The following is a 13,791-nucleotide window of genomic DNA, read 5'->3' on the forward strand; positions in this document are numbered from 1 at the left end:
GGGTCGTCGTGCACGGGCCGCGACCTGCCGGCCCCCCGGGCGGCGCGCAGCGATGCGCCTGAGCGCATTTCGGAGAGGCCGGAAAGGGCAGTGTCCCGCGACGGCCGCCGCGGAGTCCAAGCGTTTTTCCCGGCCACGCCCCGGGCCGCGGTTTCCCTCGGCGGCTGAGGCCGGTTCGGCGCGGGGCACGCGGCCCGCGCGTTCACCGCGGCTCGCCGCTTGGGAATTCGCTACCCCGGTGGCCGTGCGGGGGCGGAGACTCCTCGTATGGCTGACATGGAGGCATTCCGGCAGGCGGTCACAGCGTGGGCGGCCGGCGGCCCCGGCGAGCCGGCCCGCGAGCTGGCGGTGCAGTCGGCCGTCAGGACGGTGGTCCTGCTCGAAGGGCCGAGCGACGCCGCCGCGGTCGGTGCGCTGGCCGCGGACCGCGGCCGGGACCTGGCGGGCGAGGGGGTCTGCGTGCTGCCGATGGGCGGCGCGATGAGCGTCGGCCGCTTCGCCCGCCTGCTCGGGTCGCCCGGCCTGGGCCTGCGCCTGACGGGGCTGTGCGACGAGGCGGAGCGCCGCTACTACTCCCGCGCGTGGGAGCAGGCGGGCGCTGCGCGGCGGGAGTTCTTCGTCTGCGCGGCGGACCTGGAGGACGAGCTGATCCGCGCGCTGGGCGTGGCGCGGGTGGAAGCACTCATCGAGGCCGAGGGCGACCTGCGCGCCCTGCGCACCTTCCTCGGCCAGCCGGCGCAGCGGGACCGCCCCGCGCAGCAGCGGCTGCGGCGCTTCCTCGGCACGAAGAAGGGTCGCAAGATCCATTACGGCCGCGTCCTCGTCCAGGCCCTCGACCGCGAGCACGCCCCCGCCCCGCTGGACGCCCTCCTCGGCAGCCTGTGACCGCCGCCCCGTAATGCAGAGAGTCCTCTGCAAAGAGTCCTTTGCAGAGGACTCTCTGCACGCTACGCTGTCGCCATGTCCGACGCATCAGAAGGCACACCGGCACCGCAGGCCGCCAGGCCCACCCGGCGCATCGACGCGCGCAGCCTGCGAGGGCTGGCCCATCCGCTGCGGATGAGCATCTTCGAACTGCTCGGTCTCGACGGCCCGGCCACCGCCACCGGGCTCGCCGAACGCCTCGGCGAGAGCACCGGCACCGTCAGCTGGCACCTGCGACACCTCGCCGAGCACGGCTTCATCGAGGAGGAGACCGGCCGGGGCACGAAGCGCGAGCGGTGGTGGCGGCGGACGGGTGTGACGAACGAGCTGAACACCGCCGACTTCCGCGACGACCCCGACACCCGGGGGGCGCTGTCGGTCTACCTGCACGAGCTGGTGCAGCTCTACTTCAGCCGGGTCATCACCTACGTCGGCGAGGACTGGGACGACCGGTGGCGGGGCGCCGGCACCCTCGCGGACTGGAGCGATCTGCGGTTGACGCCGGATCAGCTGGCGGCGCTGAACGCGGAGCTGATGGCCGTCGTCGCCCGCCACACCCCCGACCCGGGCGCCGAGCCCGGCCCGGACGCGCTCCCGGTCGTGGTGCAGCTCCAGTCCTTTCCCCGCAAGGAACGTGTCACCGGATGAGCCGGGAGGGGGGCGGCGGCCTGCTGCGCCGCCACCGCGACTTCCGCCTGCTCTGGTGCGGCGAGACGGCCGGCAAGTTCGGTGCCTCGGTCACCGGGGTCGCGATGCCGCTGGTCGCCGTCTCCACCCTGCACGCCGGTACGTTCGAGGTGGGCCTGCTGAGCGCCGCCACCTGGGCCCCGTGGCTGGTGATCGGTCTGCCGGTCGGCGTCTGGGTCGACCGGCTGCCGCGCAGGCCGATCATGCTGGGCGCCGCCGGGGTGTCCCTCGCGCTCTTCGCCGGCCTGCCGGTCGCGGCGTCGCTCGGCCGGCTGAGCATGGGGCTGCTGCTGGCAGTCGCGCTCCTGACCGGCACCGCGGCGGTCTTCTTCCAGACCGCCTACAGCGCCTACCTGCCCGGCATCCTGGAACCCGACGACCAGCCCGAGGGCAACGCGAAGCTGCACGGCAGCGCGTCGGCCGCGCAGATCGCCGGGCTGGGCTCCGGCGGCCTGATCGTGCAGGTCGCAGGGGCCGTGAACGGGATGTTCGCCAACGCGGCGACGTTCCTGGTCTCCCTGCTGTGCCTGGCGGGCATCCGGCACCGCGAGCCGCCCGCCGGCGGCGCGCGGGAGCGCCCCAGGGCGCTGGCCGGCGAGGTCGGCGAGGGCCTGCGGCTGATCGCCGGCGACCCCTGGTTCCGCGCGCTGACGCTGTTCGGCGCGGCCTCCAACCTGGCCCTGATGGGCTATCAGTCCATCCAGGTGGTCTTCCTGGTCAGGACGGTGGGCCTGACCCCCGGCGCGGTCGGCTCGCTCATCGCGGCCACCAGCGCCGGCGGCGTCGCCGGGGCACTCGCGGCACGCCGGGTGGCCGGGCGGATCGGCACGGCCCGCGCGACGCTGCTGTTCGAACTGGGTCTCGCGCTGCCGGGGCTGCTCATCCCGCTGACCGTCAGCGGTGCGGGCGTGCTGCTCTTCGTGGCCGGTGGCTTCTGCGTCTCCGCCGGGGTGGTGGCGGGCAACATCATCAAGGCCAGCTTCCAGCAGCGCTACTGCCCGGCTGAACTGCTCGGCCGCCTCACCGCGAGCACCGCCTTCCTCAGCTACGGGACGATCCCGCTGGGAGCGCTGCTCGGCGGCGCGCTGGGCACCGCGCTCGGCCTGCGCGCCGCGATGGCGATCAGCACGGCGGGTATCCCGCTGGCCGCGCTGATCCTGGTCTTCTCCCCCGTGCGGCGCGCCCGGGACCTGCCCACCTCCCGGGAGCCGCTTCAGCCGGGAGGCCGTCAGCCGGACGCGCAGCCCGCGTCAGGCGCCGAACCGCAGCCGGAGGGCACCGCGGGGAGCGGGACGCCGTTGGCCCGCAGCACCTCGCGCACGTCGAGGATCAGCGGGAACACCTCGTGATTGAGGTCCCTGCCCTGCTCGTCCCAGGCCCGCTGCTCGGCCTCCACCGCCATCCGGTCCTCGGCGAACACCCGCTCGGTGAAGCGCCGGATGAAGGGCGCCGCCAGCCGCATGGCGCCCGGGATCCGCGGCTTCTCGATCATGAGCAGGCCGAAGACGTGGCAGGTCCGCTGCTCGGCGTCCTCGGGCACGTAGGCGACCCAGAGGGAGAAGACCGGGTGGTCGCCCTTCTCCGGGACCAGCTCCAGCGTCTGGTACGGGTATTCGGTGCGGATGGTCATGACGTCCGAGCTGTCGGAGCCACCGATCCCCTCGGCCGCCAGCAGCCCCGCACCGCGGTTCTTCTTGCCGCCGGCGTGGGTGAACAGGTAGCGGGCCTCCACCGACCGCGCACCGGTGTCGTAGCCGAGGAGTTCCGGCCGCAGCCGGCCGACGACGCCCCGGTGCAGGAACTGGTGGTTCATGTCGAGCAGGTTCTCGTGCATGAAGGAGTAGTGGCAGCGCACCGTGCGGGAGTAGGTCATCGTCTGGTGGCGCGGCGAGCCGAAGGCCGGAAGCCCGGGCAGCGCGGTGGTCTCCGCCTTCGCCGGGTCGCCGGGGAAGACGAACACCAGACCGTAGGCCTCGCGCACCGGGTAGGCGCGCACGCCCCGCGGCGGCCGGCCCACGCCCTTGGGCAGATAGGGGATCTGGGAGATGCGGCCGTCGCCGCGGTAGGCCCACGCGTGGTAGCAGCAGCGCAACGCCTCACCCTCGACCACTCCCATGCTCAGCGGCACCTGGCGGTGCGCGCACCGGTCCTCCAGCGCGTAGACGGTGCCGCTCTCGCCGCGGTAGAGGGCGATGCGCCGGCCGGCGAACGACGCCGCCAGCGGCTTCTTGCGCCGTACGCGCGCCGCCACCGCGACGGGGTACCAGAAGTCCGGGTTCGCGCCGACCCTGCGCAGGTCGGCGGGACCGTCGGGGCGGGGGTCCAGGGAGCGGACGCCCTCCGGCGCCGCGATACCGGTGGCGTCCCCAGGGGACTGGGTGTCGGTCATCGGTCCTCCGTCGATCGCTGGCCATCGGCACGGCGCTTCCGGCAGCCGGACGCGCGGGCGGGCGCCGGCGGCCGGGTCCGCCGGGGAATGCCCGCCACGCCCAGCTTGGCGGGGGCCCGCCACCCCGTCGCACGCAGCGCGTCCGTACGGGTGGCCGCCCGCGCCCGCGGCGAGGGGGCGCCGCCGGCCGGCCCCCGGGTTGACCTTGCCCCTGGGGGAAGCGGCAGCCTGGGCCGGGCCGGCCACGGGGGCCGGGACGAGGAGGACCGGTGCGGCAGCTGCTGACGATCGGGGCGTTCGCGCGGGCCGCGCGGCTGTCACCGAAGGCCTTGCGCCACTACGACGAGCTCGGCGTGTTGCAGCCGGCCGTGGTGGACGGCGAGTCGGGGTACCGCTACTACGATCCCGCGCAGCTGGAGCGGGCGCGGCTGATCGCCTGGCTGCGGCGGCTGGGCATGCCGCTGGCCCGTATCCGGCGCGTGTGCGACCTGCCGGCGGCCGCGGCGGCCGCGGAGATCGGCGGTTACTGGGAGCAGGTGCAGGCCGAGACCGCCGCGCGCGGGCGGCTGGCCACCTTCCTCGTCGACTACCTGACGGGAAGCGGCAGTTCGGTGGAGGCGCCCGAGGCCCTGCTCGGGATCCGCTACGCCGCCCGCGCCGAGTCGGGGCTGGTGCGCACCAGCAACGAGGACACCGCCTACGCCGGCCCGCGGCTGCTCGCGGTGGCCGACGGGGTCCGCGGCCCGGGCGGTGACCGGGCGAGTGCGGCCGCCGTCGCCGCGCTCAGGCCGCTGGAGACGCTGGCCGTGCCGGCCGGGGACCTGCTAGGCGTGCTCGCCGACGCGGTCGACGCGGCGGACCGGACGATCGCGGACATCGCCGCGTCGACACCCGAGGGCGGGGCGGCGACCACCTTGACCGCGCTGGTGTGGTCGGGTTCCCGGCTGGCGCTGGTGCACATCGGTGACACCCGGGCGTATCTGGTGCGCGGCGGTGAGCTGTTCCGTATCACCCATGACCACACCTACGTCCAGTCGCTGGTCGACGAGGGCCGGCTGACCGTGGCGGAGGCGGCCTCGCACCCGCAGCGCGCCCTGCTGGTACGGGCACTGAGCGGGGCGGGCGGGGCCCGGCCGGAGCTGTCGCTGCACGCGGCGGCGGCCGGCGACCGCTATCTGCTGTGCTCCGACGGCCTGTCCACCGTCGTCCCCGACGAGGCGCTGCGCGAAGCGCTGTCGAGGCCTGACGGCCCGCAGCGGGTGCTCGACTCCCTGCTGGCCCGGGCGTACGCCGCCGGCGCACCGGACAACATCGCCTGCGTGGTCGCCGAGGTGGTCGCTCTCGAAGCACCCGCCGTGCCGGCCGGCGGCCGCGAGGACGGCGGGCGACGGTGAGCGGGCCGGGCCTGCGGTCGCTGGGCGCCTACACCCTCGACCGGCGTCCGCTGGCCATCGCGGCGTACCGGCGGCTGTGGATCGCCTCGGTGGTCGGCGCGGTGGGCGGTTCCTTCAGCGTGGTGGCGATCCCGGCGCAGCTGTACGCGGTGACCGGCTCGTCGGCGGCCGTGGGCGGGTCCGCCGCGGTGTCGCTGGCCGCGCTGATCGTCGCGGCGCTGTGGACGGGGGCGGCCGCCGACGCCAGGGACCGGCGGACGGTGCTGCTGGCCGGCTACTGCGGTCTCGCACTGACCTACGCGGGTCTGTGGGCGCAGGCGGCGCTGGGCGGGCGCTCGGTGCCGGTCCTGCTGGTGCTGGTGGCCTGCCAGGGCCTGTCCTTCGGCGCCGTCATGACGACGATGGGCGCGGCGGTGCCCCGGCTCGTCCCCGCCGACCTGCTTCCCGCGGCCACCAGCCTCAGCTCGCTGGTCCGGTACGCCGGGTCGATCCTGGGGCCGCTGCTGGCCGGCGTCCTGATCCCGGTGGTGGGGCTCGGCTCGCTGTACCTCCTGGACTCCGTCGCACTACTGGCGGTGCTGTGGGCGGTCGTCAGGCTGCCGCCGCTGCCGCCGCGCCCGTCCCGGGTGCCGCCGTCGCCCCTCGGCGGGTCCCCGTTCCGCCGGGCGCTGGGCGGCTTCCGTTACCTGGCCGCCAGCCGGCTGCTGGTGGCGGTGGTGGCGGTGGACCTCGCGGCGATGGTGTTCGGCATGCCGGCCGCCCTCCTCCCGGAGTTGGCGGCGCGCACCTACGGCGGTACGGCGGGCGGCGGGCCGGTGCTCGGGCTGCTCTACGCCGCCTACCCGGCCGGCGTGTTCGCGGTCGGCCTGGTCTCCGGCACCTTCACCCGCGTCCGGCGGCACGGCGCCCTGCTGGCGGCCGCCGCCGGGGCGTGGGGCGCGACCGTCGTGGTCTTCGGTCTGGCCTCCCGGCTGTGGCTCGCGCTGACGGCGCTCGCCCTCGGCGGAGCGGTCAACTTCGTGCTGAGCACCTTCCGCAACGTCATCACCCAGGCGCTCACCGACGACGCCCTGCGCGGCCGGATCCAGGGCTCCCTCACCGTAGTGACCATCGGCGGCCCGCAGGTGGGGAATCTGCTGCACGGGTCGGCCGGGTCGGCCTTCGGCCCGCGTGCGGTGATCGCCGCGGGCGGCCTGCTCACCGCGGTGACGGTGGCCGTGATCGCCCGGGCCGTCCCCGAGTTGTGGCAGTACACCGCACCGGCAGGACCTCCGCGTACGCAGGACAGGAGCCCGGCGAGCGTCCCAACACGGCCGGAAACGGCGGGACTTGGGAGTGGAGTCGGTACTCCCCCGCCTCTTGAGCACCTTCCGTAACGGCGGCATGCTGGGACCCCGCACCGGCGGCCGACACCGACCCGGCCGGCAACCGAAAGGACAACGATGACTTCGTCCTCGTCCCCCTTCAACCGCCGCACCGTGCTGCGCGGCACGCTGGCCGCAGGTACCGGCGCCGCGCTCGGGCCGCTCCTGCTGTCCGGGTCTGCGTACGCGTACTCGTGGTCGCGGACCCTCACCCAGGGGATGACCGGCGCCGACGTCACCGAGCTGCAGATCAGGGTCGGCGGCTGGGCGACGGGCAGCGCCGGGCACACCCGGGTGGCCGTCGACGGGGACTTCGGTCCCGGCACCGCCACCGCGGTCCGGCTGTTCCAGTCCGCCTACGGCCTGTCGTCCGACGCCGTCGCCGGTCCCGCCACGCAGAGCCAGCTCAACGCCCTGCAGCAGTCGGACGGCTCGACCGTGCACTTCGACTTCAGTGAGTTCACCGACCGGGTGAGCGGCACGTTCGCCGGCGGCAAGGTCAGCGCGGCCGCCGCCAAGGAGAACGCCCGGCGCGCGATGTACAAGCTCGAAGCACTCCGCAAGAAGCTGGGCAACGTCCCCATCACCGTCAACTCCGGCTTCCGCAGCATCGCGCACAACGCCGACGTGGGCGGCGCGAGCGACAGCATGCACCTGTACGGCACCGCCGCCGACCTCGACGTCCCCGGCGTGGCCAACAGGACCGTCTACCAGAAGGCGGAGACCTGCGGCTTCTCCGGCCTGGAGACCTACGCAGAGGACCACCAGCACGTCGACAGCAGGGCGGACCTGGGCCGCGCCTGGTGGTGGGAGGACGGCACCGTCTGACGGCGGGGCCGTGGTGGAGGGGCGGTCCGGCCGGACCGCCCCTCCGCGGTGCCGCCCCGGCGGCTCGCCCGGCCGACCCGGTGCCCCCCAAGCCGCGCCTCCGGCCGGTTTGTTGGCATTTGTGATTCAGTGTCCGGCGGGACGGCACCCTCGCGGCGCAGGCGGGGCCACCCGCGCTCCCCGGCGCCATCCCCTGGCCGCGAGCGGACGGTCCCCCTCCCCGCCAGCGAAAGGACACGCAGGATGTCGAACCACTTCACCGGGCTCAACCTGGGCGCACCGATGGGGGACCAGAGGCTCGACCTCTGCGACCTCTACGCCTTCCAGGCCCCCGCCGACCCGTCGCGCACGGTGCTCATCCTCAATGCGAACCCGAACGCCGACGCCCTGCACCCCGACGCCGTCTACCGGCTGAACATCGACAACGACGACGACGGTCTCACCGACATCGCGATCAGCTACGTCTTCTCGCCGCCCCAGGACGGCCGGCAGACGTTCAACGTCTTCGTCGCCAGGGGCGACGAGGCGGCCGGTTCGGCCGAGGCCGTCGGGGAGCAGGTCGTCACCGACGCCGAGGTGTCGTTCGGCGCCGAGCCGGGCCGGGTCACCGCCGGTTCCCACACCTTCTTCGCCGGCGCGCGCAGTGACGCCTTCTTCTTCGACTTCGACGGCGTCAGCAAGCTCTTCGACACCAGCGGCGGGAGGAACTTCACCGCACCGCACATGGGCGGCAAGGCGCCCTGGACCGGCGTGGACTCCAACGTCGGCGCCAACGTGATGTCCACGGTGCTCGAACTGCCGACGAGCGAGCTCGGCGCCAACCCCACGATCCGCGTGTGGGGCCGGTGCAGCGTGCGCAAGGACGGCCGGCTCGTCCATGTCGACCGCGCCGGACACCCGTCGGTGTGCAGCTTCTTCAACACCGACGAGACGAAGGAGGAGTACAACGCGAGCGAGCCGGTGAACGACCGCGCGCGGTGGACCGATCAGTTCGTCCACATCATGGGCCACACCGGCGGTTACAGCCGGGAGGAGGCCATCGCGGCGATCGACGCGGACGGCCTGCTGCCGGACATGCTGACCTACGACCCCGCGAAGCCGGCCCGGTATCCCAACGGCCGCGTCTTCACCGACGACGTCATCGACCACCGGCTCGCGTTCCTCTCGAAGGGCGACATCCCGCCCACCGGCCTGTCACCGCACTCGGACGTCCTGACCGAGTTCCCCTACCTCGGACATCCGCACCCGGCGGCCAACTAGGGCCCGGCCGGCGCGGCGCGCCGGCCGGGCCCATGGCCGCGACTCCGGGGACGGCCCTGGCGGCGCGCGGTCAGGGCGAGGTGACGAGGGCCGCCTCGACCTCGCGCAGGAAGTCGTCCAGGTCGTCCGGCGTCCGCGAGGTGACCAGCCGCCAGCCGTTCGCGTTGTCGCTGACCACCGGCCGGTCCACCCAGGTGCCGCCCGCGTTGCGGATGTCGGTCCTGAGGGACGGGTAGGAGGTCAGCGTCTTGCCGCGCAGGATGTCCGCGTCGACCAGCAGCCACGGGCCGTGGCAGATCGCCGCCACCGGCCGCTCCGACGACGCGAAGGCCTGGACGGCGCCGACCGCGGTGGCGTTCTGGCGCAGCGTGTCGGCGTTCAGCGTGCCGCCGGGCACGAGCAGCAGGTCGTACTGGGACAGGTCCACCTCGTCGAGCGTCAGGGTGGGCCGCACCTTCTTGCCTGGGTCCTTGTCACCGACCAGTGTCTGGACGGGGTCGGCCGAGGCGGCCGCCACGTCGACGTCCGCGCCGTTGTCCCGGAGATGGTCGACGGGGACGACGAGTTCGTCCTGTTCCACCCCGTAGTTGGTCACCACCGCCAGGACCCGGCGACCTCGCAGGTCGTCCTTCGCCATGGTCGTCCCCTTCCTCTCGACTTCGTCTCGACTGCCGCCCCTCCTCTTTCCGGATTCCCGGCGCTCATGCGCGTCAGCGCCCGGCACCGCGGCCGGATCGGCGGGAGTGGCCCGGTCAGCGCTGCGACCGGCGGCGGGCGGCGCGAGCCGAATGACGGGTCTCGCTCCTGTCGGGCCGGTGCCACGAGTCGGCCCGCCGCTGCGGCGACCGCGGCGGCATCCGCCGGCGGCGGGCCAGCCTGCCGCCCCACCAGAATGCGGTGATGATCACGGCGAGCACGATGAGCCCGAAGATCACGGCCCAGGCCTCGCCGGCCGAGGACGCCAGATCGACGGCCTGCCGAGCTGCTGCGTGCATCAGACGCCTCCTCGGTACGGAGCTGCGCGGCGACCCGCGGTCATCAAGCCCGCTTGTCCACCTGTCCACACCCCTACCCACCGCATTTCGTGCCTAACGGGATCAACCGGCCCACCGGAAGACGAGGAAAACAGTGATACGGGCGTTTTGCGGCCCTTCCTGGCGGTAAGCCGAAGGTCGTGGCGCCGCACGAGTCCCGGCGCCGGAGCGGAGGAGGTACCCCGTGACCACACCTGGTGGGCGCCGCTCAGGAACCGAGCCGGTCCGTGCCCGCTCGGCGCTCGGCCTGCGGCTGACGCTCTCGCTGTTCTTCGCGCCGCTCTTCCTCGCGGGCACCGGCCTGCTGGCCTGGTGGGCGGCGGAATCCGGGCCGGGGGACTCGCCCGGCAGGACGGCACTGGCCGTGCTGTCCGGGGTGTGCGCGTTCCTCTTCCTCGTCGCGGCCGCCGACGCGGCCGTCCTGCTGCACCGCAGGAAGTGACCCGCGGCGCTTGCCGCAGGCGGCGGGGGTGGCGGGTGCATGGACCGGCGGTACGCGGTTAGCCGCATGCCATGGCACCCCACGATCCCGAGAACACCCGCGCCCGCCGGCGGTCCCGTGACGACGAGGAGCCCGGCCCCGGCGCACGGGTGGTGGAGCAGCAGCCCGCAGGCCCGACCAGGCTTCCGGCGCGCTCGTGGTTCCGGGCGGTGCGCGGCACGTTCCGGGAGTTCCAGCTCGACGAGCTCAGCGACCGGGCCGCCGCGCTCACGTACTACAGCGTGCTGTCCGTCTTCCCCGCGCTGCTGGTGATGGTCTCGGTGCTGGGCCTCGCCGGACAGTCGGTCATCGACAAGGCGATCGTCGACCTGCAGGAACTCGCCCCGGGCCCGACCCGGGACACCCTCATCCAGGCGGTGCGCCAGCTCCAGGGCAGGTCAGGTCTCGGCTCGCTGCTCGCGGTGGTCGGCGTGCTGGTCGCGCTCTGGTCGGCGTCGAGCTACGTCGCGGCCTTCATCCGTACCGCCAACGTCGTCTACGACATGCCCGAGGGGCGCCCGATCTGGAAGGTGCTGCCGGTCCGGCTCGGCGTGACCGTGCTGCTGCTGGTGCTGGCCATCGCGAGCACCGTCATCGCGGTCTTCACCGGCGGTCTCGCCCGCCGGGTCGGCGGCTGGGTGGGGCTCGGGGACACCGCGCTGACCGTCTGGTCGATCGCCAAGTGGCCGGCGCTGGTGGTGCTCGCCACGCTGATGATCGCCCTGCTGTACTGGGCGGCGCCCAACGCCAAGGGGCGCGGTTTCCGCTGGATCACCCCGGGGAGCGTGCTGGCCCTGGTGATCTGGATGGCCGCGTCGGCCGGCTTCGCCGTCTACGTGGCGAATTTCGCGTCCTACAACAAGACGTACGGGACGCTCGCCGGCGCGGCGGTCTTCCTGGTGTGGCTGTGGATCACCAATCTGGCCATCACCCTCGGGCTGGAGTTCGACGCGGAGCTGGCCCGCGAGCGGGCGGTCGCCGGCGGCTACCCGCGAGGCAAGGAGCCGTACGTCCAGCCGCGCGACACCCGGGCCTGGAGCGAGGAGGACCGACGGCAGATGGAGTGACACGCCCGCCGCTGTCCGAAAGTGCCCGAAAGCCGGCCCGGAACTGATTGAACCGGGCTGAACGGGCAGGCGTAAGGACATGAGTGTTCGTAGGAAAAGCGACATGTCCGACACACCCATGACCCCCGACCTCCCGCCCGTGGTGGAGGTGCCCGACCTGCCGGTCGCCGGCACCACGCCCGAGCGGCCCGACCGTGACGGTACGCCCCGGTCGGCTTCCGACCCGGGACCCGCGCCCCGGCGCCCGCGCCGCGACGGCGACGCCACCTGACCGCTCCCGCGGAGTACGGCACCCTGCCCACGGGGCAGAAATCATCCCGAAACGGCGGATACATGTTTGCCTCGCCATGCGGCGGTTAGCCATTGATGGGGAGGCGCGTCGGGATCGCCGACCGCCTCCGACCGCCCGCTGTCGACCGCCCGAGCGGCGACGGCGACCCGCGGCAGAGCGTCCCCGACCGGCCCGGCAGGGCCCCGCCGGATGAGCCGCGGGGCGCCAGGAGGCACGGTATGGCAACTGACAGGCCACAGCCCACGGACGGCGACACGCAGCGCGCCCTCCAAGACGCGCTCGACCGCCTGGCGCTGCTGTCGGCGGCCACCTCGGCGCTGGCCAGCACCCTGGACGCGGACACCGGAATGCGGAGGGTCAGCCGCACCCTGGTGCCGCAGCTCGCGGACTGGTGCGCCATCCACACCGTGGAGGAGGACGGGGGCGTCCGTGAGGTCTCCGTGGTGCACCGCGTCACGGGCCAGGACCAGGCCGGCGCGCTGCCGACCGTGCCCCCCTCGGGCACGGGTCCGCTGCCGCAGGCCCTGCGAGGCGAGGGCCCGCTGCTGGTGGCGCGGGCCGAGCTCCCCTCCCCCGCCGCGGGCGACCTGGCGCCGTACTCCCGGTTCGACACCGACTCGCTGCTGGTGGCACCACTGCGGGCCGGCGGCGAGGTGCTCGGGGCACTGACCCTCGGGCGCGGCGCCGCTCGCGCGGCCTTCAGCTCCGGCCAGCTGCCCCTCGTGGAGGACCTGGCCCACCGCCTGGGCCTGGGTCTGGAGAGCTCCCGGCTGCACTGGCAGACGCAGCGCATCGCCGAGCACCTCCAGCGCTCGCTGCTGCCGGTGCTGCCCGACCTCGGGCCGGTGGGGATCGCCTCGGGCTACCAGCCCTCGCAGATCACCGCCCAGGTGGGCGGTGACTGGTACGACTCGTTCGTCCTGCCGAAGGGCGACATCGCGCTGATCATCGGCGACGTCTCGGGGCACGACCTGCAGGCCACGGTCACGATGAGCCAGCTGCGGAACATGCTCCGAGGTATCGCCTGCGACCGGCAGGAACCGCCGGGCAAGATCCTCTCCCGGCTCGACCGCGCCAACTTCACCCTCCACCCGGCGGCCACGGCGACCTGCATCTACGCCCTGCTCAAGGGCGAGGGGGACGGTCCGTGGACGCTGGAGTGGTCCCGGGCGGGCCACCTGCCGCCGCTGCTGGTGACCGCCGACGGCGACAGCCGCTATCTGGACGAGGCCGGCGGCCTGCTGCTGGGGGTGGGCGAGGAGATCCCGCGCGGCGACGCAGAGACGCCGCTGCCCGCGGGCTCCACGCTGCTGCTGTACACCGACGGGCTGGTCGAACGCCGTGGCGAGCACCTGGACCGCGGCATGACGCGGCTGCGGCGCGACATGGTCTCGCTGGCCGGGGCGCGGGCCGAGGACGTCGTCGGCCACCTGATGCGGAGCATGGGCGCCGACGCCGACGACGACATCGCCCTGCTGGCCCTGCGGATCCCCTGATCCGGTCGGCGACGGCCCGGTACGGAGGGTGACGCAACTCAAAGGTTGCACTTAGAACCTGATCGGGCTAGGCCGACATGCAACCAAATGTTGCAGAAGGGATCCCGACCATGGCAGACATCCTGCACCGCATCGGCGTCGAGAACGTCTCACCCGAGCAGGTCTACGACGCGCTCACCACCCTGGACGGCCTGGCCGGCTGGTGGACGGAGAAGACGGCCGGCTCGACCGAGCCGGGCGGCGTGATCGAACTCCGCTTCCGGCCCGGCGGCTTCGACATGAAGGTCGTCGACCTCGACCCGGGACGGCAGGTCCGCTGGGAGGTCGTGGCGGGTCCGCAGGAGTGGATCGGCACCCACGTGCAGTGGGACCTCAGGCAGGACGGCGACTACACGATCGTGCTGTTCACGCACGAAGGCTGGCGCGAGCCGGTCGAGTTCATGAATCACTGCAGCACCAAGTGGGCGGCCTTCCTGCTGAGCCTCAAGCAGCTGCTGGAAACCGGCGAAGGCGCCCCCGACCCGCGGGACGTCAAGATCAGCGACTGGCACTGACCGGGGCGGCGGGCGGCCGCC

The 13,791-nt window shown here is 73.7% G+C and carries 14 protein-coding genes and 1 pseudogene; 12 read left to right on the forward strand and 3 right to left on the reverse strand.

The window, feature by feature from the left end; all coding sequences use genetic code 11:
- Positions 1–267: 267 nt before the first annotated feature.
- The 3 genes from OG702_RS02710 to OG702_RS02720 all read left to right on the forward strand — a co-directional run bounded on the left by OG702_RS02710 (position 268) and on the right by OG702_RS02720 (position 2,960).
- Positions 268–885, forward strand: coding sequence for a TOPRIM nucleotidyl transferase/hydrolase domain-containing protein (locus OG702_RS02710; protein WP_327287245.1), 618 nt, complete (start codon positions 268–270; stop codon positions 883–885).
- 75 nt (positions 886–960) lie between these two features.
- Positions 961–1,572: an ArsR/SmtB family transcription factor gene (locus tag OG702_RS02715; RefSeq protein ID WP_327287246.1), complete on the forward strand. Its 612-nt coding sequence runs from the start codon at positions 961–963 to the stop codon at positions 1,570–1,572.
- Positions 1,569–2,960, forward strand: a complete 1,392-nt coding sequence (locus OG702_RS02720) for an MFS transporter (RefSeq protein WP_327287247.1) — start codon at positions 1,569–1,571, stop codon at positions 2,958–2,960. The genes OG702_RS02715 and OG702_RS02720 overlap by 4 nt, the downstream gene beginning before the upstream one ends.
- Here the strand turns inward: OG702_RS02720 and OG702_RS02725 are convergent.
- Positions 2,852–4,000, reverse strand: a pseudogene (locus OG702_RS02725) (Rieske 2Fe-2S domain-containing protein); the annotation flags it as partial. The gene OG702_RS02720 and the pseudogene OG702_RS02725 overlap by 109 nt on opposite strands.
- 269 nt (positions 4,001–4,269) lie before the next feature.
- On the opposite strand from OG702_RS02725, the gene OG702_RS02730 reads away from it, so the two are divergent.
- The 4 genes from OG702_RS02730 (at position 4,270) to OG702_RS02745 (ending at position 8,846) form a co-directional block, all read left to right on the forward strand.
- Complete coding sequence (locus OG702_RS02730) at positions 4,270–5,394, forward strand: MerR family transcriptional regulator (RefSeq protein WP_327287248.1); 1,125 nt, start codon at positions 4,270–4,272, stop codon at positions 5,392–5,394.
- Positions 5,391–6,770, forward strand: a complete 1,380-nt coding sequence (locus OG702_RS02735) for an MFS transporter (RefSeq protein ID WP_327287249.1) — start codon at positions 5,391–5,393, stop codon at positions 6,768–6,770. Before OG702_RS02730 ends, OG702_RS02735 begins: the two co-directional genes overlap by 4 nt.
- 66 nt (positions 6,771–6,836) lie before the next feature.
- Positions 6,837–7,586 carry a D-Ala-D-Ala carboxypeptidase family metallohydrolase gene (locus tag OG702_RS02740; protein ID WP_327287250.1) on the forward strand — a complete coding sequence of 250 codons (750 nt, stop codon included), beginning with the start codon at positions 6,837–6,839 and terminating at the stop codon, positions 7,584–7,586.
- 243 nt (positions 7,587–7,829) lie between these two features.
- Positions 7,830–8,846: a DUF4331 family protein gene (locus OG702_RS02745; protein ID WP_327287251.1), complete on the forward strand. Its 1,017-nt coding sequence runs from the start codon at positions 7,830–7,832 to the stop codon at positions 8,844–8,846.
- A 70-nt stretch (positions 8,847–8,916) separates the two neighbouring features.
- Here OG702_RS02745 and OG702_RS02750 read toward each other — a convergent pair whose 3' ends face one another.
- Complete coding sequence (locus OG702_RS02750) at positions 8,917–9,483, reverse strand: DJ-1/PfpI/YhbO family deglycase/protease (protein ID WP_327287252.1); 567 nt, start codon at positions 9,481–9,483, stop codon at positions 8,917–8,919.
- A gap of 115 nt (positions 9,484–9,598) precedes the next feature.
- Positions 9,599–9,841 carry a DUF6479 family protein gene (locus OG702_RS02755; protein WP_327287253.1) on the reverse strand — a complete coding sequence of 81 codons (243 nt, stop codon included), beginning with the start codon at positions 9,839–9,841 and terminating at the stop codon, positions 9,599–9,601.
- A 223-nt stretch (positions 9,842–10,064) separates the two neighbouring features.
- On the opposite strand from OG702_RS02755, the gene OG702_RS02760 reads away from it, so the two are divergent.
- The 5 genes from OG702_RS02760 to OG702_RS02780 all read left to right on the forward strand — a co-directional run bounded on the left by OG702_RS02760 (position 10,065) and on the right by OG702_RS02780 (position 13,770).
- Positions 10,065–10,322 carry a DUF6343 family protein gene (locus OG702_RS02760; RefSeq protein ID WP_327287254.1) on the forward strand — a complete coding sequence of 86 codons (258 nt, stop codon included), beginning with the start codon at positions 10,065–10,067 and terminating at the stop codon, positions 10,320–10,322.
- A gap of 71 nt (positions 10,323–10,393) precedes the next feature.
- A complete protein-coding gene (locus tag OG702_RS02765; protein ID WP_327287255.1) occupies positions 10,394–11,428 on the forward strand; it encodes a YihY/virulence factor BrkB family protein in 1,035 nt (344 codons plus the stop codon).
- Between the two features lie 103 nt (positions 11,429–11,531).
- Positions 11,532–11,699, forward strand: a complete 168-nt coding sequence (locus OG702_RS02770; protein ID WP_327287256.1) for a hypothetical protein — start codon at positions 11,532–11,534, stop codon at positions 11,697–11,699.
- Between the two features lie 239 nt (positions 11,700–11,938).
- Positions 11,939–13,216: a PP2C family protein-serine/threonine phosphatase gene (locus OG702_RS02775; RefSeq protein WP_327287257.1), complete on the forward strand. Its 1,278-nt coding sequence runs from the start codon at positions 11,939–11,941 to the stop codon at positions 13,214–13,216.
- A 110-nt stretch (positions 13,217–13,326) separates the two neighbouring features.
- Complete coding sequence (locus tag OG702_RS02780; protein ID WP_327287258.1) at positions 13,327–13,770, forward strand: SRPBCC family protein; 444 nt, start codon at positions 13,327–13,329, stop codon at positions 13,768–13,770.
- Positions 13,771–13,791: the final 21 nt, after the last annotated feature.

This window comes from Streptomyces sp. NBC_01198 (genome assembly GCF_036010485.1).
In the GTDB taxonomy this organism is placed as follows: domain Bacteria; phylum Actinomycetota; class Actinomycetes; order Streptomycetales; family Streptomycetaceae; genus Actinacidiphila.